The 25535-nt window shown below is 62.4% G+C and carries 21 protein-coding genes; 14 read left to right on the forward strand and 7 right to left on the reverse strand.

The window, feature by feature from the left end; genetic code table 11:
- Positions 1-276 precede the first annotated feature (276 nt).
- A complete protein-coding gene (locus GIV35_RS25065; protein WP_177430936.1) occupies positions 277-948 on the reverse strand; it encodes a helix-turn-helix transcriptional regulator in 672 nt (223 codons plus the stop codon).
- Between the two features lie 230 nt (positions 949-1178).
- Positions 1179-2423: a methionine gamma-lyase gene (locus tag GIV35_RS25070; protein ID WP_236265678.1), complete on the reverse strand. Its 1245-nt coding sequence runs from the start codon at positions 2421-2423 to the stop codon at positions 1179-1181.
- A gap of 123 nt (positions 2424-2546) precedes the next feature.
- Between GIV35_RS25070 and GIV35_RS25075 the strand changes: the two genes are divergently transcribed.
- Positions 2547-3017: an Lrp/AsnC family transcriptional regulator gene (locus GIV35_RS25075; protein ID WP_014718112.1), complete on the forward strand. Its 471-nt coding sequence runs from the start codon at positions 2547-2549 to the stop codon at positions 3015-3017.
- A 115-nt stretch (positions 3018-3132) separates the two neighbouring features.
- A complete protein-coding gene (locus tag GIV35_RS25080; protein ID WP_236265679.1) occupies positions 3133-3498 on the forward strand; it encodes a hypothetical protein in 366 nt (121 codons plus the stop codon).
- A gap of 121 nt (positions 3499-3619) precedes the next feature.
- Here GIV35_RS25080 and GIV35_RS25085 read toward each other — a convergent pair whose 3' ends face one another.
- Positions 3620-4342, reverse strand: coding sequence for a pirin family protein (locus GIV35_RS25085; protein WP_034127388.1), 723 nt, complete (start codon positions 4340-4342; stop codon positions 3620-3622).
- A gap of 181 nt (positions 4343-4523) precedes the next feature.
- Here GIV35_RS25085 and GIV35_RS25090 point away from each other — a divergent pair, with 181 nt between their 5' ends.
- Both GIV35_RS25090 and GIV35_RS25095 read left to right on the forward strand, forming a co-directional pair.
- Complete coding sequence (locus tag GIV35_RS25090; RefSeq protein WP_105227113.1) at positions 4524-5474, forward strand: GlxA family transcriptional regulator; 951 nt, start codon at positions 4524-4526, stop codon at positions 5472-5474.
- Positions 5475-5624: 150 nt separating this feature from the next.
- A complete protein-coding gene (locus GIV35_RS25095; protein ID WP_236265681.1) occupies positions 5625-7079 on the forward strand; it encodes a winged helix-turn-helix domain-containing protein in 1455 nt (484 codons plus the stop codon).
- Here GIV35_RS25095 and GIV35_RS25100 read toward each other — a convergent pair.
- Together GIV35_RS25100 and GIV35_RS25105 are read right to left on the reverse strand one after the other, a co-directional pair.
- Entirely contained in the window at positions 7026-9788 is a 2763-nt protein-coding gene (locus GIV35_RS25100) for an ATP-binding protein (protein WP_236304437.1), read from the reverse strand. The two genes, GIV35_RS25095 and GIV35_RS25100, sit on opposite strands and share 54 nt — an antisense overlap.
- A gap of 58 nt (positions 9789-9846) precedes the next feature.
- Positions 9847-10245 (reverse strand): helix-turn-helix domain-containing protein, encoded by a 399-nt coding sequence (locus tag GIV35_RS25105; RefSeq protein WP_003191911.1) that lies wholly within the window; start codon positions 10243-10245, stop codon positions 9847-9849.
- A 205-nt stretch (positions 10246-10450) separates the two neighbouring features.
- On the opposite strand from GIV35_RS25105, the gene GIV35_RS25110 reads away from it, so the two are divergent.
- The 5 genes from GIV35_RS25110 (at position 10451) to GIV35_RS25130 (ending at position 15685) form a co-directional block, all read left to right on the forward strand.
- Entirely contained in the window at positions 10451-11359 is a 909-nt protein-coding gene (locus GIV35_RS25110) for a LysR family transcriptional regulator (RefSeq protein WP_003191909.1), read from the forward strand.
- Between the two features lie 102 nt (positions 11360-11461).
- Entirely contained in the window at positions 11462-12052 is a 591-nt protein-coding gene (locus tag GIV35_RS25115; RefSeq protein WP_057974877.1) for an antibiotic biosynthesis monooxygenase, read from the forward strand.
- Entirely contained in the window at positions 12049-13887 is a 1839-nt protein-coding gene (locus GIV35_RS25120; RefSeq protein WP_105227109.1) for an amidohydrolase, read from the forward strand. Before GIV35_RS25115 ends, GIV35_RS25120 begins: the two co-directional genes overlap by 4 nt.
- A 29-nt stretch (positions 13888-13916) precedes the next feature.
- The gene (gene ycaC / locus GIV35_RS25125; RefSeq protein WP_105227108.1) at positions 13917-14534 is read left to right on the forward strand and encodes an isochorismate family cysteine hydrolase YcaC; all 618 of its coding nucleotides are present in this window, start codon (positions 13917-13919) and stop codon (positions 14532-14534) included.
- 269 nt (positions 14535-14803) lie between these two features.
- Positions 14804-15685, forward strand: a complete 882-nt coding sequence (locus GIV35_RS25130) for a LysR family transcriptional regulator (protein WP_032903519.1) — start codon at positions 14804-14806, stop codon at positions 15683-15685.
- Here the strand turns inward: GIV35_RS25130 and GIV35_RS25135 are convergent.
- Both GIV35_RS25135 and GIV35_RS25140 read right to left on the reverse strand, forming a co-directional pair.
- Positions 15672-16709: an AraC family transcriptional regulator gene (locus tag GIV35_RS25135; RefSeq protein ID WP_236265324.1), complete on the reverse strand. Its 1038-nt coding sequence runs from the start codon at positions 16707-16709 to the stop codon at positions 15672-15674. The two genes, GIV35_RS25130 and GIV35_RS25135, sit on opposite strands and share 14 nt — an antisense overlap.
- Before the next feature lies 1 nt (position 16710).
- Positions 16711-17625: a GGDEF domain-containing protein gene (locus GIV35_RS25140; RefSeq protein ID WP_213153213.1), complete on the reverse strand. Its 915-nt coding sequence runs from the start codon at positions 17623-17625 to the stop codon at positions 16711-16713.
- 634 nt (positions 17626-18259) lie between these two features.
- On the opposite strand from GIV35_RS25140, the gene GIV35_RS25145 reads away from it, so the two are divergent.
- From GIV35_RS25145 to GIV35_RS25165, 5 genes are read left to right on the forward strand one after another with little or no spacing between them, the layout of a single operon-like run.
- The gene (locus GIV35_RS25145; RefSeq protein ID WP_236265322.1) at positions 18260-20770 is read left to right on the forward strand and encodes a TonB-dependent receptor; all 2511 of its coding nucleotides are present in this window, start codon (positions 18260-18262) and stop codon (positions 20768-20770) included.
- Between the two features lie 35 nt (positions 20771-20805).
- Entirely contained in the window at positions 20806-22671 is a 1866-nt protein-coding gene (locus tag GIV35_RS25150; RefSeq protein ID WP_236265320.1) for a phytase, read from the forward strand.
- Between the two features lie 47 nt (positions 22672-22718).
- Positions 22719-23411: a protein TolQ gene (gene tolQ, locus GIV35_RS25155; RefSeq protein WP_200648425.1), complete on the forward strand. Its 693-nt coding sequence runs from the start codon at positions 22719-22721 to the stop codon at positions 23409-23411.
- 15 nt (positions 23412-23426) lie between these two features.
- Positions 23427-23873: a protein TolR gene (gene tolR, locus GIV35_RS25160; RefSeq protein ID WP_034127399.1), complete on the forward strand. Its 447-nt coding sequence runs from the start codon at positions 23427-23429 to the stop codon at positions 23871-23873.
- Positions 23870-24637: an energy transducer TonB gene (locus GIV35_RS25165; RefSeq protein ID WP_236304477.1), complete on the forward strand. Its 768-nt coding sequence runs from the start codon at positions 23870-23872 to the stop codon at positions 24635-24637. Before tolR ends, GIV35_RS25165 begins: the two co-directional genes overlap by 4 nt.
- Positions 24638-25535: the final 898 nt, after the last annotated feature.

A 25535-nucleotide genomic window follows, 5' to 3' on the forward strand; every position in this document is an offset into this window, starting at 1 on the left:
AGGGTTCCGCTTTTACAGCGGCTCACTTTTGAAAAGCCGGAATGCCGGCCCAGACAAAAGTAAGCAAAACGCTCTTGCCCCACCACTCGGCACCTCGCTTAGGCTCGGTGTGCCCGTAATCCGCCAGCGTGGTTTAACGGGGCGCCTAAGATCAAAAGCAGATCAAGATCAAGAGCGGCTCGCGTCGCATCGTGGTTACCGTTGAGCTAACAGAGTTATGTAGATACCTATGGCTATCGCAGGCAAGCCAGCTCCCACATGGGATGTAGGCTTGGGTTATAGGGCCGTGTCAGACTCGGTCGAGTACATCCACCGCAACAACGAGTGCCGCCCGCTGATCCCCAACTTGATCGCCGCACGCTTGAGGTAGCTCTCGATGGTGTTGACCTTCAACGCCAGTTGCTCGGCCAACTCCGGCGCGGTGCGCCCGGCCAGCAGGCCTACGCACACTTCCAGTTCACGGTTGGACAAGGTCAGCCCCGATTGCAGCAGGCGCTCCTGGATGCGTCGGCGCAAGGTGTCGATGCCCTGGGGTTGAGGCACTGCGCACGGGCTGTCCGGGAGCGATGGCTGCAGCGCGGTGATGTGTTTTTCCACCATGGGCAGCAACAGCGTGGAGAAGTCCTGGAGCATGCTGCGTTCTTGCGCGGAAAAGCTGTCGGACGGGTGCGAGCGATACACCGACAGTACATAGCGCACATCGTCCTTGCGGCGCGTGAGGTGCAGTTGTGCGGCGAGTTGCTCGCTGCCCAGGGCCGCCACCGAATCGGTGTACACCGGGCTGATCTTGCGGCGGCCAAGGCCTTCGCGGCTGACTTGCAATTGGGTGATATGGGTGGCGTCCACTGCCAATTGGGTGAGGATCAGGTCATGCAGCATGCGTGGGAAATGGCGGCTGCCGGTGCTGGCGATGACCTTGCCTATCTGTGGGAACAGGTGTGAGTTCATCAATTCGTCCATGAGTTTCGTGCAGGTATTGGGCCTTATAGCGACGGGGGTTAAGAAGGTAACTGATGTGAATAACCTGCAGTGATAGTGCGTCCCGCCGCTGACATGCTAGTACAGGCTGGCTAAAGGAGGGGGATCCAATCTGCGAAAAAAGAACATTAAACAGGCAGAGCGGCAGTCGGATCCTTCCGACCGCCGCCCAGGCACCGCATAACCCATGGGGTTGGACGCTATTTCATCGCATACGCCGCTGTCGCAATGGGCCGCAGGTTGGGAGCGCTGCACTTCGCCAGGGCCTGATGGATATCGGCCAGCAGGTCGGCAACGTCTTCAAGCCCCACCGACAAACGCACCAGGCCCTCGCTGATACCGTGCTGCGCCCGTTGTTCGGGCGTGTAGGTGGAGTGGGTCATGCTCGCCGGGTGTTGGGCCAGTGATTCGGCATCCCCCAGGCTGACTGCGCGGGTGAACAGTTGCAGTGCGTTCATGAAGCGCTGACCGGTTTCGAGGCCGCCCTTGAGTTCAAAGGCGATCATGCCACCGGGCAGTTTCATTTGCCGGCTTGCCAGTTCGTATTGTGGGAAAGAACGCAGACCGGGGTAGGTTACCCACTGCACCGCAGGGTGCGCCTGCAGCGCCTCGGCCACCGCTTGGGCGTTGCTGCAATGGCGGTCCATGCGCAGGCCCAGGGTCTTGAGGCCACGCATCAGCAATGCGGCGTCCTGGGGCGACATCACCGCGCCGGTCAGGTCCTTGAGCCCTTGCAGGCGAATGCGCTGCGCCAGGGCCTGGTTGCTCACCGCGATGCCTGCGGTGATGTCGCCGTGGCCACTGAGGTATTTGGTGGCCGAGTGCACCACCACATCGGCACCCAGTTCCAGGGGGCGTTGCAGGTAGGGAGTGCAATAGGTGTTATCGACCACCACGGTGACATTTGGCTGCTGATGGGCCAGTTCGGCCACGGCGGCGATGTCGATCAGGCGCAGGTTGGGGTTGGCCGGGGTCTCGCAGTAGAGCATGCGGGTGGCCGGGGTGAACGCTGCTTGCAGGGCGGTGAGGTCGGTCAGGTCGACATGCCGCACCTTGATGCCGAATTCGCTCAGGCCGTGGTGCAGCAGGGCGAACGTACAACCATAGAGCGTCTGGCTGACGATGATCTCGTCGCCCGGGCGCAACAGGGTCCAGAACGTCGCGGCAATCGCGCCCATGCCGGAGCTGAACGCTACGGCGGCCTCGCCGTTTTCCAGGCTGGCCATGCGTGACTCCAGCAGGGCCAGGGTCGGGTTGGAAATGCGCGTATAGAAGTGGCCGCTGGCTTCGCCGGCAAAGCAGGCGGCGCCGTATTCGACGGTGGGAAAGGCGAAGGTCGCAGACAGATAGATCGGCGGGACAAGTGCGCCGTGGTGGTCCTGGGGGTCATAGCCGTGGTGTATGGCACGGGTGGAAAAGCCGAATGTGGTGTGTTTATTGTGCATGTCGGGCGCTCCTTATTTCCTACAATGCTATGCTCATAATCACAGATGAACCTTGCAAAAAAGCCTGGAAAAACCCGCGTTTGTGGATCAAACACCGATAAAAATAAGGATTAGAGGCACGTTATGCCCATCAAGCTGGACCGCACCGATAAAGCCCTTTTGAACGCGTTGCAGGGCAATGCCCGCCTGACCGTGGCCGAGTTGGCCGAGCGGGTGGCGCTCACCACTTCACCGTGCTGGCGTCGGGTGCGCACTTTGGAAGAAAGTGGGGTGATCAGTGGCTACCAGGCGATTCTCTCGCCCAAGGCACTGGGCTACGGGGTGACCGCGTTTGTCAGCATCATGATGGAAAGCCACACCCAGGAAATTGCCCGGGCGTTCGAGCAACGTCTGTTGGCCATCCCAGAAATTGTGGCGTGCCATAACGTCTCTGGGCGCTATGATTTTTTGCTGGAAGTAGTGGCCAAGGACCTGGAATCGTTCGGTGAGTTTGCCCGAGAGGTCTTGCAGACCTTGCCTTGCGTCAAGGAGATCTATTCGAGTTTTTCCTACAAGTCGGTACGGCCGCTGCGGGTAATCCCGTTGCCGGGTTGAGGAACGGCTTAGCGCTTCAGTCGACATCGTGTGGATACCCAGGCAAATCGAAGACGAAAAAAAACCGGCTGATCAGGCCGGTTTGGGGTGTCCCGCCAACAGTGCGGGGTTATACGTGGGTGCTCAGCAGACGCTCGGCACCACCTTCAGCCAGACCACGTTCCTGCAGGCGATCGGCACCACCTTCAGCCAGGCCACGTTCCTGCAGACGATCGGCACCACCTTCAGCCAGGCCACGTTCCTGCAGACGATCGGCACCGCCTTCAGCCAGACCACGTTCCTGCAAGCGATCAGCACCGCCTTCAGCCAAACCACGTTCTTGCAGACGATCCGCGCCACCTTCGGCAACACGGGTTTCTATCAGGCGATCCGCGCCGCCTTCAGCGACAACCGGGTGGGCAAAAGCGTTTGCAGCGAGTACCGAGAAAGCGAGGCTAAGCAAGAGTTGGCGTTTCATGATGATGTGCTCCGAGTGTTTTAGTTGGGTGCCGTTTGGCATGGGTTTGATGTTACGCGTTGCATTTTTTTAGAGAACTTCATTGCGCTGATGGTGACTATCGATGCCAACGATGGTCCCGCTGGCGGGACCAACACTGCCGCCGTCATGGCATTTGCGGCAGTTCGTTGGGGCGCAGGTCAAACACCAGTACTTCAGCGTCTTCGCCGTGGCTCAGGCGGATCTGGCGTTCGTCCCGTACCCGTACACCGTCGCCTTCCTGCAAGCGCTGGCCGTTGAGTTCAACGCTGCCGCGCGCCACATGGATGTAGGCGTAGCGATCCGGTGCCAGCTCCAGGCGGGCACTTTCGTCAGCGTCGAACAGCCCGGCATACACCCGTGCGTCCTGGCGCACTTTCAGCGAACCGTTGGCGCCCTCCGGTGAGATGATCAACTGCAAACGCCCGCGTTTTTGCGCTTCTGTGAAGTGCTCCTGCTGATAGCGCGGCTTGGCGCCTGCTTCGTTGGGCACGATCCAGATTTGCAGGAAGTGCACGCCATGACGCTGGCTGTGGTTGAACTCACTGTGGGCTACGCCGCTGCCCGCGCTCATCAGTTGCACATCGCCGGGGCGGATCACCGAGCCGGTGCCTAGGGTGTCCTTGTGTTCCAGCGCGCCTTCGAGCACGTAGGAGAAGATCTCCATGTCGCGGTGCGGGTGCTGGCCGAAACCTTTGCCTGCGGCGACGCGGTCATCGTTGATCACCAGCAAATCGGAAAAACCCTGTTCCTTGGGGTTCCAGTAGTTGGCGAAAGAGAAGGTGTGGAACGACTTCAACCAACCGTGATTGGCGGCGCCGCGTTCGGAAGCTTTGCGAAGGGTCAGCATGGTCCAGTCCTCAAGTGAGCGCGGGCTGCGAGATGCAGAGCGCTTGCGTTGAGAAGAAGGTTAATGGTTAACGAATGATTGATTAAGAAGATGAAAATAGAATAACTGTCTCTTTCAAGTTGACAGTTAAAGTCGTGCCATAATGCCCGTCGCACTCCTTCTCGATGGACATTTCCCGCTTATGAAAACCGTGGCCATGGCGCTGTTCCCGGACTTCCTGCTGCTCGACATGGCCGGGCCGCTGGAAGTGTTTTCGATTGCCAACCGCTACCTGCCAGCGGCCGACCACTACCAGATCCTGACCATCGGCACTGAGCCCGGCCCGTTGCAGGCCTCCAATGGCGTGAGCGTGCAGACCGACCTGCTGTTGAACCAGGCCCAGGCGGCTTATGACCTGCTGTTGGTGCCTGGCGGCCCCGGCGCCTATAACGAATGCCACCCCGCGTTGTTGCCCTGGCTCAAAGCCGCGGCGTCACGGGCTCGGCGTTTTGGCTCGATCTGCACCGGCGCTTTTGTGCTCGGCCACGCAGGTTTGCTCGACGGGCACCGCGTGACCACCCATTGGCACTACACCGAGCGGTTGATCAAGGCGTTTCCCAACGCCATCGTCGAGACCGATCGCATCTATTTGCAGGACGGGCGCCTGATCACCTCTGGCGGCGTCACTGCGGGTATCGACCTGGCCCTGTCGGTCGTTGCCCAGGACCACGGCAAGCAGGTGGCGGTGGACGTGGCCAAGGTGCTGCTGGTGGTGATGAAACGCCAGGGCGGCCAGGCCCAGTTCAGCCCGATGACCGCGGCCGTGGCGCCTCAGGAAACTCCGATCACCCGCGTGCAGAACCACATCCTGGCGCATCTGGATCAACCCTTTACCATCGAGTCCATGGCTGAGTTGGCCGGAATGAGCGCACGCCACTTCGCGAGGCTGTTCGCCAAGGAGGTGCAGATGACGCCCATGGCGTTCCTGCAGGGCGCGCGCATCGACCGGGCCCGGCACCTGCTGGAAACCACCGACCTGCCGCTCAAGACCGTGGCCTTCCACGCAGGCTTTGGCAGCGTGCGGCATATGCGCTTTCTGTTCAGCGAAAAGCTCGGGCTGAACCCGACCCAATACCGACAACAGTTCAGTTAGCGACACCATGTCCGTCTCAGGCACCCGATTGTCCGTATCGCTCCCCGTGCCAGCATTGTCCTGTCATCGCCAACTGGCAAGATAGCGTCGAGCCCATGGAAAAAGGATGCGCAGGCACTCAAGCACGGGTGTTTCAGCGCTGTGACGGACATGCAAAATGCTACGGCGGTGAGCTTTGGCCCCTACATCTTTCATCGGCAGCAGCGCCTGGTCAGCAAGGCGGGCTGGCCGGTGCCACTGGGCGGGCGAGCCTTGGATATTCTCGCGGTACTGCTCGAAGCGCCCGGGCACTTCGTCAGCAAGGCGACCCTGATCGAACGGGTGTGGCCCAACAGCGTCGTTGAAGACAGCAACCTGCGTGTGCATATCGCCGCGCTGCGTCGTGCCCTGGACGGCCAACGCTGGATCCTCAATCACCCCCAGCGCGGTTACTGCTTCGCTGCGCCTGCGCAGGACGCGCTGCCGACGCTGCTGCCTGAGCACAACCTGGCTGCACGGCTCAGCCCGGTGTGGGGGCGTGATGAACTGGTGGGCGTGCTGGCGCGACGGTTGCCTGTGCAGCGCTTATTGACCCTCACCGGCGTGGCCGGCATTGGCAAGAGCACGCTGGCCCTGGCCCTGGCCGAGCGGGTATTGCCGCGCTATCGCGACGGCGTATGGTGGGTCGACATGACCGTTGTGCAAACCCCGAGCGAACTGCTCGGTAGCCTGGCCAGGGTGTTGCAGTTGCATTCGACGCCCGCGAGCCTCAACGAACTGGGCCGGCGCCTGGCCTCGCGCCACGTGTTGCTGGTACTCGACGGCGCTGACCTGCTGCTGGCCGCGTGTCGACAACTGATGCGTGCGCTGCGCGAGACGGCGCCGGGCATCAGCGTACTGATCACCAGCCGCGAAGCCTTGCTGGCCCCTGGCGAGTGGGCAGTGCGCGTGCCTCGGCTGGAAGTGCCGTCGCCAAAGTCGTTGGCCAATGTCGAGCAGGCGATGGCCTGTCCTGCGGTGCAACTGTTCGTGGCGCGCGCGCGTGCCAATCAGCAGGGGTTTGATTTGCGGCCTCAGGACCTGGCGCCGCTGGGCGACCTGTGTCGGCGTCTGGACGGCCTGCCGTTGGCCCTGGAATTGGCGGCCGCCCAGGTGGATGCGTTGGGCATCGGCGGTGTGCAGATGCAAGTACGCACAGGCTTGCAAGTGCTGGCCCGCGGGCGCCGCACGGCAGTGGAGCGCCATCGCTCACTGACCGCGGCCCTGGATTGGAGCTACGAGCGCTTGAGCCTGCCGGAGTGCTGGCTGTTTCTGCAATTGAGTCTGTTCAAGATGGCAGTCACCTTACCCACCCTGAGTGACCTGGTGACCGGTACCGAGCTCGAACATGCCGATCTTTCTTACCTGCTGGCACGCCTGGTCAACGTCTCGCTGCTGAGCGTCGAGCCCGGCCTGGGCCCGGCGCGCTATCGGTTGCTCAACTGTGTGCGCAGCTACGCCCTGGGGCAACTGCGCGACCCGCGCCAGGTCGCGCGTTTGCAGCAAGGCTACGCGCCTTGCCTGGGCGCGTTCTCAGGCCGGCCGTTTGTCCTGCAACTCGTCGAGCAGGCAGCGCACGTGCAGTAGATCCTGAGTGGCGAAGCCCTCGCTGAAACGTGCATGGATTGAACCGAGCAAGTCCCTGGCGAGCTGAATGCGCCCCTGCTGTTGCCACAGTTGCGCCAGGGCTGCGCCGCAGCGCAGCTCCCAGGCCAGGGCGCCTTGCTGGTGCGCCAGGCCCAGCGCCTCCAGCAGCAGGGTTTCAGTGGTGTGCTCATCCTCTAGCTGCAAGGCGTACACCCGCAGAATCTCCGGGGCGCACCAGCCCGCCGCGCCACTGCGCGCGCGTTCCAGGGTTGGCACATCCACGGCATGGGTGCCGAAGGTGATCAAGGTGTCTTGGATCAGGCCCAGGCCCTGCCAATCCGGATGGCCAAGAATACCGGCGTAATGCCCGGCCCAGGTCTGGAACAACTGCACCGAATGCTTGTGCGACTGCTCCAGCAGCAGCCTTTGCAGGGCTTGGGCGTCGTCTTCGGCGCCGTTGTAGCGGGCGATCACCACCCCAGCCAGGGCCAGGGTGTAGCAGATCGAGGTGCCGTGGTTGATCTGTAGCGCCAACTCCAGCGCCTGACTGGCGGTGCGCCAGGCGCGCTCGGGAAAGCCCTGCAACCACAGGATTCGCGCCAGCACGGTCAAGGAGGCGACGCCCTGGTCGTACTGCACGCCAACGCCGAGGGCAAAGCGGTTCACGTGACCGCTTTGGGACATGCGCTGCAGCACCTGCTCGGCGTGGTGCCGGGCGAGCGTCTGGTTGCCGGTGTAATGCTGGCCCAGCGCACGCAACCGCTGCGCGCTAAGGTCCAGCAACGGCTCGGTGCGTGGGTCGAGGCGTTCGAACTGTACACTCAGCGCCTGCGCTGGGCCGTAGAGCCCGGCGCACAGGTTCACCGCCATCAGCCCGGAGACCGCCCGCAACTGGCCGCCAAGGTCCTGGGTTGTCTCGGCCAGGCGTGCGGCACCCTCGAATGCCGCAATGGTCCGAGGTGCGGCGCCCATGGCGTGGTAGGAGAGGCTGCCCAGGGCCAATTGCAGTTGCAGGGTCAATTGCGTGCAGGGCGCGGTGACCTGGCCGATCAGCGCCAGCGCCTGGTCCACATAGCCGCCGTGCTCTCGCAGCAACGACAACTCTTGCCACAGTGGCATCGCGCTGACCGTCAGGCGGATAGCCAGCAACTGCGCACCGCCGTCAGCAAAGCCCCAGTCGAGGGCGGCGCGCACGTCTTCGCGCAGCGGTGCGTAACGGTCGATCCACGGCTGTGTGGCGATCAGGTCCCAGTCGCCCTGGGCCTGTTCCATCAGCGCCAGGCAGCGTGCAGCGTGGCGCTCTCGCGTGGCATGCAGTTCGCAGGCCTGGCTGAGCTTTTCCAGGGCGTAGGTGCGGGTGATGTCCAGCAGGCGATAGACCATCTCGTCATCGCTTGCTTCCACGTTCAACAACGACTTGGCCACCAGTTGCGTAATGGAGCCCAGCACTTCGGCGGGGGCCACTTGCTCCCCGGCGATCACCGCCGCTGCGCTGACCAGGCTGAAGCCGCCACGGAAGACCGCCAGGCGGCGCAGGCAGATTTGCTCGCACGCGGTGAGCAGGTCAAAGCTCCAGTCGAGCGTGGCGCGCAGGGTCTGCTGGCGGGGCAGGGCGCTGCGTCGGCCGCGGGTCAGCAGGCGAAAGTTGTCTTCCATCTGCACCAGCAGGCCCGGCAAGCCAAACCGTTCAATTTGCGCGGCCACCAGTTCGATCGCCAGGGGAATGCCGTCCAGGCGCTGGCAGATATCAATCGCCAGGGGCAGTTCAGCGTCGCTGAGGGCAAAGCTCTCCTGGTGGGACATGGCGCGCTCGATCAGCAATTGCATGGCCGGGTAACCCAGGGCCTGGGCGCGGTTGCCGGTGGCGGGCGGGCAGGCCAGCGGCTCAAGGCGCTGCACATATTCACCTTCGGCGCGCAGGGCTTCGCGGCTGGTGGTGAGGATGTGCAGGTGCGGTGCATGGCGCAGCAGGGTTTCACTGATCAGGGCGATGTCGTCGAGCAGGTGCTCGCAGTTGTCGATCACCAGCAGCATCTGGCGTGCCTGCAGGCTGCGGGCGAGGCCGGCCAGGGAGGCATTCTCGCCCGGTGTCAGGCCGAGCAGGGCGGCCAGGTTGGGCAGGATCATGGACGCGGCACTGAGCGGCGCCAGGTCCAGCAGGTGAATACCGTCGCGGTAATGCCCGATCAGCAATTCCGCGACCCGTAGAGCGACGGTGGTCTTGCCGATGCCACCGGCGCCGGTCAGGGTGATAAAGCGTTGCTGCGGCAGTTGTTGTACCAGGGCGTCGATCAGCGCTTGGCGGCCGATCATGCGCGTGCGCCGCAGGGGCAGGTTATGGCTGGGGCTTTGGGGCGCACCGTCGGTGGGCAGCGTCATGGGTTCGATGCTCAGTGGCGCAACAAAACTGTAGCCGCGCTGGGCGACCGTGACGATATAGCGCTGCCCGGCCTGGCCGTCGCCCAGCGCCTTGCGCAACGCAGCCATGTGAACCCGCAGGTTGCCGTCTTCCACCACGCTTTTGGGCCAGACCCGTGCGATCAACTCCTGTTTGCTCACCACATTGCCGGCGTGCTCCAGCAGGATCAGCAGAATGTCCACCGCCCGCCGCCCCAGACGTAGCGGGCGGCCGGCCTCCAGCACCAGGCGCTGGCGCGGGTGGATGCGGTAGGGGCCGAAATGCACGGCCTGGTCGCTCAAGTCATTCATGGCTGCCCAGGTTCTGGAGGAAGGGAGCGGCCAGCATATTCCAGGTACGTGCAGACCACTAGGCAGCGATCACATCAGGTTTGCTGCGCGAGTGGTGATTTCGCCAGGTCATCGGGTTGACGCCTTCGCTGCGGGTGAACATATGGCAGAAGTGCGCCTGGTCGCAAAAGCCACATTCCAGGCTGATCTGGGTGAGGCTCAGGGACGAGCCGGTAATCAGTTCCTTGGCGCGCTGGATGCGTTGCTGGCGAATCCATTCCTGGGGCGACAGCCCGGTGGTGCACTTGAAGGCGCGGGAAAAATGGCTGCGCGACAAGGCGCAGGCCTGGGCCAGGTCGGCGATCGCCAGGCTTTCGCCGAGGTTGGCGAGGATCAGTTGTTTGGCGATGCGCTCACGCCGGGGGCACAGGCCACCGGTGGCGGGCAACCGGGGGGCATATTGCTCGAGTCGGGCCATGACAAATATCCGCAGTCGATGGGAACGTTCCCGGTGGATGGGTGCAGTGTAGACGCGCTTCATCTTGTTGCCGGAGTGCCTGGCTGACGAGTTAATCGTTGTTAATTTCGCCAGGTGCGGTGCTGGAAAAGACAGCACAGCTATGCAATCCCAGGCGTGCAGTGCATGCTTCCCTGGCCCCCTGGAAAACGTTTGGATAGTGCCCATGAACCGCAACGATCTGCGCCGCGTCGATATGAACCTGCTGGTGATTTTCGAAGCCTTGATGTTCGAGAAAAACCTCACCCGAGTCGCCGAAAAACTGTTTATCGGCCAACCGGCAGTGAGCGCTGCATTGGGCCGCTTGCGCGATTTGTTCGACGACCCGTTGCTGTTGCGCAACGGCCGTGCCATGGAACCCACGGCGCGGGCACTGGCGATACTCAAGGAGCTGCAACCGGCCATGGACACCATCTCGGGCGCCGTCAGCCGTGCCAAGGATTTCGACCCCTCCACCAGCTGCGCGGTGTTTCGCATCGGCCTGTCCGATGATGCGGAGTTCGGGCTGTTTCCGTCGTTACTCAGCCGCCTGCGCGAAGAAGCGCCGGGCATCATCGTAGTGGTGCGCCGCGCCAATTACCTGTTGATGCCTTCGCTGCTGGCCAGCGGTGAAATTTCCGTGGGGGTCAGCTACACCACCGACCTGCCGGCCAATGCCAAACGCAAGAAGCTGCGCGATATCCCCTGCAAGGTCCTGCGCGGCGATGACGGCGAGGCGCCGCTGACCCTGGATGACTACTGCGCTAGGCCCCATGCAATGGTGTCGTTCTCCGGTGACCTGAGCGGCAATATCGACCTGGACCTGGCCCGCATCGGCCGCTCGCGCCGCGTGGTACTGGCGGTACCGCAGTTCAGCGGGTTACGGGCGTTGCTGGCGGGGACGCAGATTATCGCGACCGTGCCCGATTACGCCGCGTGCGCGTTGACCGAGGGCACACGCCTGCGCGCCGAGGACCCACCGTTTGCGATTGATGCAGCGGAGTTGTCGATGGTGTGGAGCGGGGTGCATGACAACGACCCAGCGGAGCGGTGGCTGAGGGGCAGGATTGCGGAGCATATGGCGCGGGCCACATAGTTTTGCCTGCAACAAGCCAAACAGCACATACATCCAATTCTCCCCAGCCGCCAAGCCGCCAGACTCTCCCCATCGCTCAATACCCCGGGGAAGCACTCAGCCATGGATTCAACCACCAACACCAGCCCCGACGAAGTCGTCACCCTGGTCGTCAAGCACCGGGTCAAACCCGGCTTTGAAGTCGAGTACGAAGCCTGGTTGCGCCGCATCGTGCGCATCGCGGGCGAACGCCCTGGGCACCTTGGTGTTGACGTGGTGCGCAGCCAGCAAAACGGCATGGCGCTGTTCACTTGCGTGCTGCGCTATCGCTCCACCAGCGCCCTTGAGCTGTGGCTCGGCTCCCCGCAACGCCAGGCCCTGATCGACGAAGCCGCGCCGATGCTGGCGGACGGCGACCAGACGGAAATCGGCGCGGCCAATGAATTCTGGTTCACGCCCCAGGCCGAGGGTGGTGCCAAGCCGCCGCGCTGGAAGCAGGCGGTGGTCAGCCTGTTTGTGATCCTGCCGCAAACCCTGCTGCTGCCGTTTATCTGGGGGCCGATCCTGCGGTTGCACCCGTTTTTGTCCAATTACGTGGTCTCCACCTTCCTGGTCACCCTGACCATCGTGTTGCTGGTGGTGTACCTGCTGATGCCGGCGGCCACCCGCCTGTTCGCTCCCTGGCTTGAAGCCTCTGTAAAGGAAACCCTATGAACGCCGATCTGATTCTGTTCAATGGCCAGTTCCACACCGTGGACCGGGAAAACCCACGCGCCACCGCCGTAGCCATCCACCAAGGGCGCTTTGTCGCCGTGGGTACCGACGGCGAAGCCATGGCCCTGCGCGGCAGCGGCACCCAGGTCATCGACCTCAAGGGCCGCACCGTAATTCCCGGCCTCAACGACTCGCACTTGCACCTGATTCGTGGCGGGTTGAACTACAACCTTGAACTGCGCTGGGAAGGCGTGCCGTCCCTGGCCGACGCCTTGCGCATGCTCAAGGACCAGGCGGACCGCACGCCCACGCCGCAATGGGTACGCGTGGTGGGCGGCTGGAACGAATTCCAGTTCGCTGAAAAGCGCATGCCCACCCTGGAAGAACTCAACCAGGCCGCCCCGGACACCCCGGTGTTCGTGCTGCACTTGTACGACCGCGCCTTGCTCAACCGCGCAGCCCTGCGGGTGGCGGGCTACACCAAGGACACGCCGAACCCGCCGGGCGGTGAGATCGTGCGCGACAGCAACGGCAACCCTACCGGCATGCTGGTGGCGCGGCCTAACGCGATGATCCTGTATGCGACCTTGGCCAAGGGCCCGAAACTGCCTTTGGAATACCAGGTCAACTCCACCCGCCAGTTCATGCGGGAACTCAATCGCCTGGGCCTGACCAGCGCGATCGATGCCGGCGGCGGCTTCCAGAACTACCCCGATGACTACGCGGTGATCGAGCAACTGGCCAAGGATCAACAGTTGACGGTGCGCATCGCCTACAACCTGTTCACCCAGAAGCCCAAGGAAGAGCTCAGCGACTTCAAGAACTGGACCGGCAGCGTCACCCTGCATCAGGGCGATGACTACCTGCGCCATAACGGGGCCGGCGAGATGCTGGTGTTCTCGGCGGCGGATTTCGAAGACTTCCTCGAACCCCGCCCGGACCTGCCGCTGACCATGGAGCAGGAGCTGGAACCGGTGGTGCGCCATCTGGTGGAACAGCGCTGGCCGTTCCGTCTGCATGCCACTTACGACGAGTCCATCTCGCGCATGCTCGACGTGTTCGAGAAGGTCAACCGCGACATTCCGTTCAATGGCTTGCCGTGGTTCTTCGACCACGCCGAAACCATCACCCCGAAAAACATCGAGCGCGTGCGTGCCCTCGGTGGCGGTATTGCGATCCAGGATCGCATGGCGTTCCAGGGCGAATACTTCGTCGAGCGCTACGGCGCCAAGGCCGCCGAAGCCACACCGCCGATCAAGCGCATGCTGGCCGAAGGCGTGCCGGTAGGGGCGGGCACCGATGCCACCCGCGTGTCGAGCTATAACCCTTGGACCTCGCTGTACTGGATGGTCAGCGGCCGTACCGTCGGTGGCCTGGAGCTGCACGCCGAGGGCTTGCCGCGCCTTACCGCGTTGGAGTTGTTCACCCACGGCAGCGCCTGGTTCTCCTCCGAGCAGGGTAAGAAAGGCCAGATCAAGGTCGGCCAACTGGCGGATGTCGCCGCGTTGTCGGCGGACTTTTTCAGTGTCGAGGAAGAAGCCATCAAATGGATCGAGTCGGTGCTGACGGTGGTCGGCGGCAAGGTCGTGTACGGCGCTGGCGACTTCGAAGATTTCGCCCCGCCACGGGTACCGGTGCTGCCCGACTGGTCGCCAGTGGTCAAGGTGCCGGGGCACTGGCGGCCGACGTCGCCGATGCAGGCCCAGGTTCACCACTGCAGCGGCCCTTGTGGCGTGCATGCCCACAGCCATGAAAAAGCGCGCCTTTCCAGCGTGCCGGTCAGCGACTTCCAGGGGTTCTGGGGTGCGTTCGGCTGCTCCTGCTTTGCCTTTTGAAGAACACCCTATCCCCAAAGGAGTTACCCATGACTTACAAGCGCTTGAACAAAGACGATGCTGTTGTTTTGTTGGTTGATCACCAGACCGGCCTGATCTCCCTGGTGCAGGATTTCTCCCCTAACGAGTTCAAGAACAACGTGCTGGCCCTGGCCGACGTGGCGAAGTTCTTTAACCTGCCCACCATCCTGACCACCAGCTTTGAAAGCGGCCCCAACGGCCCGCTGGTGCCTGAGCTCAAAGAACTGTTCCCCGACGCGCCGTACATCCCGCGCCCTGGCCAGATCAACGCGTGGGACAACGAAGATTTCGTCAAGGCCGTCAAGGCGACCGGCCGCAAGCAGATCATCATTGCCGGTGTGGTGACCGACGTGTGCGTGGCATTCCCGACCCTGTGCGCCCTTGCTGAAGGCTTCGAGGTTTTCGTGGTCACCGACGCTTCCGGCACTTTCAACGAAACCGTGCAACAAGCCGCCTGGGCGCGTATGACTGCCGCCGGTGCGCAACTGGTCAACTGGTTCTCGGTGGCCTGCGAGCTGCAAGTGGACTGGCGCAACGACATGGAAGGCCTGGCCAACCTGCTTTCGCCGCGCATTCCCAACTACCGCAACCTGATGAACAGCTACTCGGCGTTCGCTGCCAAGTAACCTGCTCTGTAAAACACCGCAAAGCCCTGTGGGAGCTGGCAATCTGGCTCCCACACGGGTTATGTATTGCCCGCAACATCAGCGCCTGGCACAGATCCCCTGTGGGAGCGGGCTTGCCCGCGATAGCGGTATGCCAGCCACCGATTTTTCAACTGAACCACCGCCATCGCAGGCAAGCCAGCTCCCACATTTGATCGTGTTCACATTTTGGTTTGTGGTGTGACCACTGACAGGCTATAAAACAGCCCATCGTCCCCTGAGAAGCGACAATGAACCCCTTCGAAGACATGCGCCTGTTCTGCCAGGTCATGGAATCCGGCAGTTTCACTGCCGCCGCCGAGCAATTGGGCTTGTCCAAGCAATTTGTCAGCCGCCGCCTGATCCAACTGGAAGACCGCCTGGGCGTACGCCTGCTCAACCGCTCCACACGGCGCCTGGACGTCACGCCGCTGGGCCAGAGTTACTACGAGTCGGCCTTGCGCCTGCTCGGTGAGGTGGAGCAAGTGGAGCAGGGCATCGCCGGCCAGAACAGCGAACCCCGCGGCACCATTCGCCTCAGTGCCCCCTTGTCGTTCGCCATGGCGCACCTGGGTTGCCTGTTGCCGTTGTTCTTGCGCCAGCATCCGCAGGTCTGCGTTGAAGTCGACCTGAGCGACCGCCCGGTGGACTTGATCGGCGAAGGCTACGACCTGGTGCTGCGCATCGGCACCCTGGAAGACTCCACCCTGATCGCCCGGCGGATCGCCGCTATCGAGCGGGTGTATTGCGCCAGCCCCGACTACCTGGCGCTGCGGGGTACGCCATTGAAACCCGAGGATTTAACCACGCACGATTGCCTGCCTTACGGCCACGGCCGTCAGGTGCAATGGCGTTTCAAAGGCAAGGTGCAAGCCTTGAGCGTCAGCGGGCGCATGCGCGTCAACAACGGTGATCTGCTGCGCGATACCGCGATAGCCGGTTTGGGCGTTACCTACCTACCGACGTTCATTGTCAGCGAGGCCTTGAAGGATGGGCGTCTGGTCAAGGTATTGGAGGACTTCGCCCCCGAGGCCTTGACCCTGTCGGCGGTGTACCCGCAGCACCGCCAGAGTTCACGCCCGGTGCAAGCGCTGGTGGAGTTCCTGCGTGAACGCCTGGCTAGCGGCTGCTGAATAGTTGGCGGATCAGGTTGGGCGTGCTGCCCGTCCACCGCTTGAACGAGCGCCGAAAATTCGCCGCATCGTTGAAGTTCAGGTACGCCGCCACTTGCTCGTTACTCCACCCCTTGGCCTGGTACAGGTGCAACACCACGTGCTTGCGCACCCGGTCGACCTGTTGCTGAAAACCGGTGTCGTGCCGTTGCAACTTGCGCTTTAGCGTGGCCGGGCTCATGGCGAAGGTGTGCGCGGCCTGTTCCAGGCTTGGTGGCTGGCGCACGTGTTCGCGCAGGTAGGCATAGAGGCAGTCCAGAAAACTTGTGGCAAAGCCCAGTTGCTCGATTTGTTCAAGGGCTTGCTGGCGCGCGACCTGGCCCGCCGTGGCCGAAGCGCCGGGCCAGATGTGGGTGAGGTATTCACGGGGAAGGCACATCATGTCCAGAGGACGTTCGAAGCGCGTGTGTTCGCCCAGATGCACCCAGTATTGCTCGACATACCGAGGTTCGGCATGGCTGAAGCTGCACACCCACGGCAAGCGCTGGCCGCTGAGCCATTGGCTCATGGCAACCAGCGAAGTCATGCTGGCTTCGAGCACAAAGCGCCAGTGTTCGCCGGCGCCGCAGCTGTCCAACCAATACAGGTAGGCGTGGTGCTCATCCCGCTCCAGTTGCAGCGTGGCCAGCGGGCTGAGCAGCACTTGTTGCTGGATCAGGATATCCAGGGCCTGATGAAGGTTCTGCGCATGCCCCAGGGCATGACTGGCCGCGCCGTAGTAGCCGGGCAGCAGGCGTTGGCCAAACAGGAAACTGCTGTCATCGGCATCCAGCAGTCTGCGGCTGTTGCCGATCAAACCCAGGAACTGTTGCGGGCTCAACCGCGCATTGCCGGCCAGGATGTCTTCGTGGAACAGGCCGGTGCCGCGCAGCAGGCGATGGCTGTCGATGTCCCGGGACAAGCCCAGGTCGATCAACGTGGCGGGTTGATAGTGACCGGGGATGAAGCGGCTGTCGTTTTCATACCAGCTGGTTTTCACGGCCATTTCAGGCACTTTTCGCAAGGGGTTGCTTGGCCCGGGCCAGGCCCATATTCAGCCGCTTGAGCAGCTCGTGGGGTGACTCTTGCAAGGCCATTACCACCGCCGTGGTCGCCGTCAGTTGCAGGCGTTCGCCCTGTTGCCGGGTCTTGTGGGCGAGGCTCTGCACCGCGTGTTGCAATTCCAGCGCCAGGCCCTGGGCCTGGCGCTCGCCGGTGTTGGGCAGCAGCACCACAAAACGATCGCCCGCCAGGCGGCACAACAGGTCCTGGCGGCGCAGGTTGAGCAGCAGCATATGGCTGACCGCCTGTAGCACCGCATCGCCCTCGGCATGCCCGTAGACCTGGTTGATGGTGGCGAAGTTATCCAGGTCCAGGGCCAGCAACGACAGTGGTTGTTGCTGCGCTTGGCTGTCGCGCAGGCTGTCGGCGAGTTGGCGCTTGAGGTAGTCGGCGCCGGCCAGGGGCGTGAGTTTGTCGAATAGTCGGTGCTCGCGAAACAACCGCTCGCGTTTTTCCATCTGCGCGCTGATCGCCAGTTGTTCGTGGTGCCAGTGATAAATGCCAATCGTCAGCAGGATCATGCCCACCGGCATTGGTCCTGACTCCAGCCAGTGATCCCAGGACACGCTGTCAGGCAGGCGGATGAATTCGTCGAGGCTGTCGATCCACCAGGAAAAAAAGATGCACGACAGCCCCAGCGCCAGGTATTGGGTGACCCGTCCGGCCGGGCGGCTTTTCAACACCAGGCCCAACCAGATCAGCGCGAGCAGCGCCGAACCGCCTTCGCCGACGATATCCAGCCATACCCATTCGCTGACGCTCTTGAGCTCGCCGCAGGCCAGGTGCAGGAGCAGCCCGAGGTTGGCGGCGATCAGGAGCAACGCGAGTTTCCAGCGGTGGGGTTTGAGCACGGAAAACATGGCCACGGGTCCTTGGGCAAATGAGTAATGGGCGCCAGCACAGCAGATGGATGTGACGGTTGGATGACGGGCGGGGAGGGTCGAATCAGCTCATGGCCTCGCACATTTTTCAGCTGAACATGGAACCCATGTGGGAGCTGGCTTGCCTGCGATGGCGACCTACCAGCCGACACAGTTGGATTGTGTAGATATCCATTCCTGCGGTAACGGCCACTTAGGGTTCCGCTTTTACAGCGGCTCACTTTTGAAAAGAGCCGGAATGCCGGCCCAGCCAAAAGTAAGCAAAAGGCTCTTGCCCCACCACTCGGCACCTCGCTTCGCATCGTGGTTACCTGGGCGGCACATTCGACTTCTCTGTCGATTGAACTGCCGTCTTCGCAGGCAAGCCAGCTCCACATTAGGACTGCGGGGTGTCAGAGAGATAAGCATCGGCTGTCCGGCCGCTATCGCAGGCAAGCCTGCTTGCTCTCCCTAGGTCATTTCAGCTCATTTACACGTTCCAGAAGCCTCTAAACCCCGCTTTGACAGGCTCTGCCCGCATCCCTGTCACAGAACCGTCACGCCCCATCCCTAGCTTGCCCTCCCAGTTGCCGGGCCCCTTGCCTGGCGTCAACGGATTCTTGGGGAGGGTTTCATGTACAAGCGCACCGGGCTCGTCAGCTTTACGCTTACCGCCTTGGCTCTGGCGATAGCCTGCGAGCGGCTCAACGCCGCGGAAGCGGCCACCGAGCATGTCGATGTGGTCGGCCAAGCCGCTGCGATCGACAGCGCCCTCAAGGAGCAGCGCTCTTCCGACAGTATCAAGAGCGTGGTGCATGCCGACGGCGTCGCCCAGTTGCCGGATGAGAACGTTGCCGAGGCGGTGCAGCGCTTGCCGGGCATCAGCGTTGAACGTGACCAGGGCGAAGGCCGCTTTGTCAGCGTGCGCGGCCTGGGCCCGGACCTCAACAGCGTGACCATCAACGGCACCCTGGTGCCCTCGCCCGAGAGCGAGCGCCGCGCCGTGGCCCTCGATGTTCTGCCTTCGGAATTGGTGCAGTCGCTGTCCGTGATCAAGACGCTCACACCGGACATGGACGCCAACTCCCTCGGCGGCACCGTCGATGTGAAAAGCCTTTCGGCGTTCGACCACAAGGGCCTGTTCTATACCGGCAGCACCGAGGCCAGTTACGACAAGAACACGCACCAGACCAGCCCCAAATTCTCCGGCGCCGCCAGTAACCGGTTCAGCCTCGGCGACGGTATCGACAACTTTGGCGTGGCCGCGGCCCTCAGTTGGCAGAAGCGTGATTTCGGCTCGGACAACGTCGAAACCGGCGGCGCCTGGGACTTCAGCAACGGCGCCCGGCTCAACGAATTCGAGCAGCGCGACTACGACATCAGCCGTGAACGCGCCGGTGGTGGCCTTAACTTCGATTACAAGCCCGATGACCTGAGCAGCTACTACCTGCGCACCCTCTACAGTCGCTACAAGGACACCGAAACCCGCAATGCTGCCAGCCTCGAGTTCGCTGACCCGCAAGCGCCCGGCCAATTGGGCGACGCCGAGGGTAAGCGCAAGCTCAAGAACCGCGAGGAAACCCAGCAAATCCAGTCCTACGTAGTGGGCGGTGAACGCATGCTCGGCCTGTGGACCTTGAGCGGCCAGGCCGGTTACAGCCGTTCCAGCGAAGACAGCCCGGGGCATATTGCCGGTGCGACCTTCGACGGCGGTGACTTTGCCGACAGCGGCTTCTACGACAAGGCCAAGCCGCGCCCGATCGTTGGTAGCGGTTTCTACGACCCGGCCAATTTCAGCCTCGACAAAGTCGACTGGGAAAAACAGCACACCCAGGACACCGAGAAGAACCTGCGCCTGGACCTGGCCCGCGACTATGACCTCAGCGGTTACGCATCCCAGTTCAAGTTCGGCGGCAAGGTCAGCCGGCGCCACAAGGACAATGACCTGGAGGCCTGGGTCTACAAGGATCTGGATGAACAGGGCTTGAGCGATGAACAACTCAACCTCACGCAGTTCCAGAAGGGCAACGTCGACTACCGCCTCGGCCGCTTTGGCCCAGGCATCAGCGCGGGCAATATCCGCCAGTTGATCGGCGGCCTCAATCGCGATGACTTCTATGACCCGACCGAATCCACTGTCAATGACTTCACCATCCGCGAAGACATCAATGCCGGCTACCTGATGAACACCGTCGATATTGACGACTGGCGCTTCATCGCCGGTATGCGTTACGAGGGTACCGAGTTCGAAGCCAAGGGCACCGGTGCCACGGACGGCCAGTTCAGCGCCACCGAGACCAAGCGCCGTTATCACCACTGGCTGCCGGGCCTGCATGCGCGCTACCAGATTGACAAGAACACCCAGGTCCGCGCCGCCTGGACCAAATCGGTGGTGCGTCCGACCTTTGGCCAACTGGCCCCGGGTTTTGTGATCGACGATGACGAGGCCACGTTCGGCAACCCGGACCTCAAGCCTCTGGAATCAAGCAACCTGGACCTGGGCATCGAGCATTTCATGGGCCGTGCCGGTACCGTGTCGGCCTTCGTGTTCTACAAAGACATCCAGAACTTCGTCTACAACACCGACGTGGCTGGTACCGGTGCCTGGGCCAACTTCGCCGAGGCGCACACCTTTGCCAACGGCGACAGCGCCAAACTGTATGGCCTGGAACTGGCCTACTCACAGAAGTTCGACTGGCTGCCTGCGCCATGGAACGGCCTGATGATCGGTGCCAACAGCACCTTCAGCCGTTCCAGCGCGGACATCGAGGGCTTCGACAGTACCAGTGGGCGCAATCGCAAGCGCAACATCAGCCTGCCCAACCAGTCGGACACGGTCGGCAACCTGATGCTCGGCTGGGAAGACGACACCCTCAGCCTGCGCCTGTCGGCCAATTACAAATCGGCCTATTTGTATGAGTTGGCGTCGATCAATGACAAGGCCCATGACCTGCACGTCGACGCGCAAACCTTCGTTGATTTCAGTGCGCGCTACTCACTGACCAAGAACCTGCAGGTCAGCTTCGAGGCACAGAACCTCACCGACGAGTCGTACTTCGTCTACACCGGCCACCGTAGCTACAACGGCCAGTACGAAGAGTACGGCCCCACCTACAAGTTGGGCCTGACCTTCACCCATTTCTAACGATAACGCGTGCTTGCTGAAGGATTTGTTTGTTCATGAGAATTTCCAAGCTGTGCCTGCTGGTCGTACTGGTTAGCAGCGCCAATGCGTTCGCCACTGACCTACCGTTGACCCCTTGGGCACCCAGCCTGAACGCCCAAGCCGTTGCCTTCCTGCCCGGCGGCACCCAGCGCGTTGCCGCCAGTGCCCGCGACGGCCTGCTGCTGGTCGACGATAAAGGCGTCGAACTGGCCCGCTTCAAAGGCCGTTTCAGCAGCCTCGACACCCGCGCTGCCGGCGCTCAATCGCTGATCGCAAGCCTCGATAACGACCGCCAGCAGGCCTTGCTGATCGGTCTCGATGGCGCCGGCAAAACCTGGGGTACGCCGCTGTACCTGCCGACCCGCGACTTCGCGGTAAATAGCCTGTGCCTCTATCGCGATTCGGCGGCCAACCTGTTTGTGTTTCTGGTCGGTGAAGAGGGCAAGGGCGAGCAGTGGCTGGTGGGCAATGGTTCGACGCTGTTGGCCCAGGCGCAGCGTGTTCGCAGCCTGCCACTGCCGCCATCGGCGCAATACTGCCAAGTGGATGATGCGGCCGAGCGATTGGTGGTGAACGAGCAAAACGTCGGCTGGTGGGCCTACCCGGCGCACCCGGAAGCCGAGGTGAAGCGCACGCCCGTGGCGCTGTTCGACGATCCCCAGCGCGAAGCAGGCGCCATGGCACTGGTGCCGGGCGGGATGCTCGCGCTGGACCCGAAAACCGCGCAATTGCACCTGTTCCAGCAAGTCGGGGAACGTTGGGTTGAGCAACCCAGCATGGCCTTGCCGGGCCTCAAGGAACCGGAGCAGTTGGTGATACACGGCCGGCAGGTGCTGGTGCGGGACGACGACAGCGAGCAGCTCTATCAGGGCCGCCTTGACTGGCAAGCCACGCCGGTGCCGGTTGCGCCGATACTTGCGCAAGTCGCCGCACTGCGCCAGACCGAACCCGTGGGTCGCCAAGGCGACGCGGCGGATGACCCGGCCATCTGGGTTCACCCTGAAACGCCGGCCAAAAGTCGCGTACTGGGGACCAACAAAAAACAGGGCCTGCTGGCCTACGATCTTGACGGCAAGCTGTTGCAGGAGCTGGCAGTGGGGCGCCTGAACAATGTCGACATACGCCCTGGCTTCAAACTCGGTACGCACACCGTCGACCTGGCCGTGGCGAGTAATCGCGACCGCAATAGCCTGAGCCTGTTCAGCATCGACCGCCAGAGCGGCGAGTTGCTTGAAGCCGGTGAGGTCCCCACGCCACTCAAGGACATCTACGGCATCTGCCTGTACCAGCCCGCCAGCGGTGAACTCTACGCGTTCGCCAATGACAAGGATGGCACCTTCCTGCAATACCGCCTGAGTGCGCCGGCTGGCCGTGTGCAGGGCGAGTTGGTGCGTCAGTTCAAGGTCGACAGCCAGCCCGAGGGCTGTGTGGCCGATGACCAGCGCCAACGCTTGTTTATCGGTGAGGAAGATGTCGGTGTGTGGGCGATGGATGCCCGTGCCGACCAACCGGCCACGCTCACTCCGGTGATCAAAGTCGGCCCCCAACTGCACGCAGATGTCGAAGGCCTGGCGCTGTATCAAAGCCCCGCGCGGGATTACCTGGTGATCTCCAGCCAAGGCAATGACAGCTACCTGGTGCTGGACGCCGAGCCGCCATTCGCTGTACGCGGCGCCTTGCGCGTTGGCCTCAATGCGGCCGCCGGCATTGATGGCGCCTCGGAAACCGATGGCCTGGAGGTCACTGCCGTCAACCTCGGCGGGCCATGGAGCCAGGGCATGCTGGTGGTGCAGGACGGGCGCAAGCGCATGCCTGAGCAAGCCCAGAACTTCAAGTTCGTGCCCTGGGCCGAGGTGAGCCGCGCGTTGAAATTACCCTGAGCTGTCATCACGCAGTCATCCGTTTTTAATCGAATAGGAGCTTTACCATGCACGCGACGATGGAACATATGACGATCTGGAGTTTGATCAGCGACGCCAGCCTGTTGGTCAAGGCTGTGATGGTCACTTTGCTGCTGGCTTCCTTGCTCAGCTGGTACCTGATCATTCAGCGCAGCAGTGTGCTGCGTGGTCTGGAACGGCAGCTCAACGGCTTCCTGGCGCGCTTTCGCGTCGTGTCGGACCTGCAACCCTTGTATCGCGACACCGTGCAGGCGGGCGAGGGCGGTGTGGCGCCGATCTTTATTGCCGGCATGCAGGAATACCAGCATCTGCACCACCACGATCCGGCAGTGCTCGAGGGTGTGGAGCGCGCCTTGCAGGTAGCGATCACCGAGCAGGAGCTGGAGCTGGAAAAGGGCCTGCAGTTTCTGGCGACGGTGGGGTCGGTCAGCCCCTATATCGGCCTGTTCGGGACTGTATGGGGCATCATGAATTCGTTCCTCGGCTTGTCGCAGGTGCAACAGGCCACGCTATCGACCGTGGCACCGGGTATTGCAGAAGCCTTGATTGCCACGGCCATTGGCCTGTTTGCGGCGATTCCGGCAGTGATCGCCTATAACCGTTTCGCGGCCCGCAGCCAGACCTTGCTCACGCGCTACTACGCTTTCGGCAATGAACTGCAAGTGCACCTGCACCGGATGCTGCGCGGTACCTCGATCAACCTGGCCGTGGCCGCCTGAACAAGGAGCAAAGCGATGTTGATCAGGCCGCAACGCAAGCACGGGCCCAAGGCCGAGATGAATGTGGTGCCCTACATCGACGTGATGCTGGTGCTGCTGGTGATCTTCATGGTCACTGCGCCCATGCTCACCCAGGGCGTAAAGATCGAACTGCCCAAGGTCGCCGCCGAGGCGCTGGCCACCGATACGCGCCAGCAGATCCTGACGTTGTCGGTGAAGGCGGACGGTGGCTACTACTGGAACCTGGGTGGCGAGCTGGATACGCGCCAGCAGACCGACAGCGCGGTGACCCTGGAAGAAATGAGCGCCAAGGTCATGCAGGTGGTGGCGGCGCGCAGCGATACCCAGGTGTATATCCGCGCTGACGACAATGCAGGTTATGGCCGTGTAGTGGCGGCCATGGCGGTGCTGCAGAAGGGCGGCGTCAGCAATCTTGGGCTCGTCACCGAGGCCCCGCAATGACGGCAATGATCATGCACAGTCCGGCACTGGCCTTGGCGCCCAACGGCGATGGTTTATGGCGTAAAAGCCTGGCAGCGAGTCTGGCCGTGGCGCTGCATGGTGCGGTGGCAGTGGCGTTGATGCTGGGCTGGTCGACGGAGCGACCAGGGGTGGATGCGCCGCGGGTGATGCACACGCAGTTGGTGGTTTTACCCGCTCCGGCGCCGGCGCCGGCGCCTGTGCCGACACCCGAGCCCGTAGCTGCCGCGCTGGCAGAACCTGTTGTCATCCCGGTACCGACCAGGCCGACGGTTGATCCGCAGGTTCAGGCGCAAAAGCTCGAGAAAGCCGCGCTGGCGCGCAAGCGGGTTGAAGAAAAGAAATTCGAGCAACAACAGCAGCGCATGGCGACCGAGCAGCGCAATCGGGAGTTGGAACAGCAACGTCTGAGTCAGGCGCGTGCCGCTTCGGAAAAAGCCCGAGCTGCCGTGCCTGCGCCTACCCCTGCATTCGACAGCCGCCAGTACCAACCCTTGAGCAAGGCCGCCCCCGACTACCCCGAACGCGCCCTGGACAAGAACATCGAAGGCGACTGCTCGGTGGAGTACACCGTCAACACCCAGGGGCACGTGGAAAACCCCAAGGTATTGGACGGCTGTCACCCGTTGTTCATCAGGCCCTCATTGGCGGCGGCCAATACTTTTCGCTACCAGCCGAGAATCGTCGATGGCAAAGCTGTTGCCGTACCGGCAGTGCGCAACACCTTCCACTACCGCATCAAATGAGCTTCTCCAGCCATCGCCCCAAAACCTGTGGGAGCTGGCTTGCCTGCGATAGCGGTGGCTCAGTTGAATATTCAGTGGCTGACACACCACCTTCGCGGGCAAGCCCGCTCCCACAGGGATCTGTGCCAGGCGCTGATTTTTTGTGGGCAATGCATGACCAGTGTGGGAGCTGGCTTGCCTGCGATAGCGGTGGCTCAGTTGAATATTCAGTGACTGGCACACCGCCTTCGCGGGCAAGCCCGCTCCCACAGGGATCTGTGCCAGGCGCTGATTTTTGTGGGCAATGCATGACCAGTGTGGGAGCTGGCTTGCCTCCGATAGCGGTGGCTCAGTTGAATATTCAGTGGCTGACACACCACCTTCGCGGGCAAGCCCGCTCCCACAGGGATCTGTGCCAGGCGCTGATTTTTTGTGGGCAATGCGTGACCAGTGTGGGAGCTGGCTTGCCTGCGAAAGCGGTGGCTCAGTTGAATATTCAGTGGCTGACACACCACCTTCGCGAGCAAGCCCGCTCCCACAGGGATCTGTGCCAGGCGCTGATTTTTTGTGGGCAATGCATGACCAGTGTGGGAGCTGGCTTGCCTGCGATAGCGGTGGCTCAGTTGAATATTCAGTGACTGGCACACCGCCTTCGCGGGCAAGCCCGCTCCCACAGGGATCTGTGCCAGGCGCTGATTTTTGTGGGCAATGCATGACCAGTGTGGGAGCTGGCTTGCCTGCGAAAGCGGTAGCTCAGTTGAATATTCAGTGACTGACACAACGCCTTCGCGAGCAAGCCCGCTCCCACAGGGATCTGTGCCAGGCGCTGATTTTTGTGGGCAATGCATGACCATTGTGGGAGCTGGCTTTCCTGCGATAGCGGTGGCTCAGTTGAATATTCAGTGGCTGACACACCGCC

The organism is Pseudomonas sp. PA-1-6B (assembly GCF_021609545.1).
In the GTDB taxonomy this organism is placed as follows: domain Bacteria; phylum Pseudomonadota; class Gammaproteobacteria; order Pseudomonadales; family Pseudomonadaceae; genus Aquipseudomonas; species Aquipseudomonas fluorescens_BV.

Coding starts and splice junctions, on each gene's coding strand:
- GIV35_RS25065 (WP_177430936.1), bottom strand. CDS start 948: ATGAACTCACACCTGTTCCCACAGATAGGCAAGGTCATCGCCAGCACC.
- GIV35_RS25070 (WP_236265678.1), bottom strand. CDS start 2,423: ATGCACAATAAACACACCACATTCGGCTTTTCCACCCGTGCCATACAC.
- GIV35_RS25075 (WP_014718112.1), top strand. CDS start 2,547: ATGCCCATCAAGCTGGACCGCACCGATAAAGCCCTTTTGAACGCGTTG.
- GIV35_RS25085 (WP_034127388.1), bottom strand. CDS start 4,342: ATGCTGACCCTTCGCAAAGCTTCCGAACGCGGCGCCGCCAATCACGGT.
- GIV35_RS25090 (WP_105227113.1), top strand. CDS start 4,524: ATGAAAACCGTGGCCATGGCGCTGTTCCCGGACTTCCTGCTGCTCGAC.
- GIV35_RS25095 (WP_236265681.1), top strand. CDS start 5,625: ATGCAAAATGCTACGGCGGTGAGCTTTGGCCCCTACATCTTTCATCGG.
- GIV35_RS25100 (WP_236304437.1), bottom strand. CDS start 9,788: ATGAATGACTTGAGCGACCAGGCCGTGCATTTCGGCCCCTACCGCATC.
- GIV35_RS25105 (WP_003191911.1), bottom strand. CDS start 10,245: ATGGCCCGACTCGAGCAATATGCCCCCCGGTTGCCCGCCACCGGTGGC.
- GIV35_RS25110 (WP_003191909.1), top strand. CDS start 10,451: ATGAACCGCAACGATCTGCGCCGCGTCGATATGAACCTGCTGGTGATT.
- GIV35_RS25115 (WP_057974877.1), top strand. CDS start 11,462: ATGGATTCAACCACCAACACCAGCCCCGACGAAGTCGTCACCCTGGTC.
- GIV35_RS25120 (WP_105227109.1), top strand. CDS start 12,049: ATGAACGCCGATCTGATTCTGTTCAATGGCCAGTTCCACACCGTGGAC.
- ycaC (WP_105227108.1), top strand. CDS start 13,917: ATGACTTACAAGCGCTTGAACAAAGACGATGCTGTTGTTTTGTTGGTT.
- GIV35_RS25130 (WP_032903519.1), top strand. CDS start 14,804: ATGAACCCCTTCGAAGACATGCGCCTGTTCTGCCAGGTCATGGAATCC.
- GIV35_RS25135 (WP_236265324.1), bottom strand. CDS start 16,709: ATGGCCGTGAAAACCAGCTGGTATGAAAACGACAGCCGCTTCATCCCC.
- GIV35_RS25140 (WP_213153213.1), bottom strand. CDS start 17,625: ATGTTTTCCGTGCTCAAACCCCACCGCTGGAAACTCGCGTTGCTCCTG.
- GIV35_RS25145 (WP_236265322.1), top strand. CDS start 18,260: ATGTACAAGCGCACCGGGCTCGTCAGCTTTACGCTTACCGCCTTGGCT.
- GIV35_RS25150 (WP_236265320.1), top strand. CDS start 20,806: ATGAGAATTTCCAAGCTGTGCCTGCTGGTCGTACTGGTTAGCAGCGCC.
- tolQ (WP_200648425.1), top strand. CDS start 22,719: ATGCACGCGACGATGGAACATATGACGATCTGGAGTTTGATCAGCGAC.
- tolR (WP_034127399.1), top strand. CDS start 23,427: ATGTTGATCAGGCCGCAACGCAAGCACGGGCCCAAGGCCGAGATGAAT.
- GIV35_RS25165 (WP_236304477.1), top strand. CDS start 23,870: ATGACGGCAATGATCATGCACAGTCCGGCACTGGCCTTGGCGCCCAAC.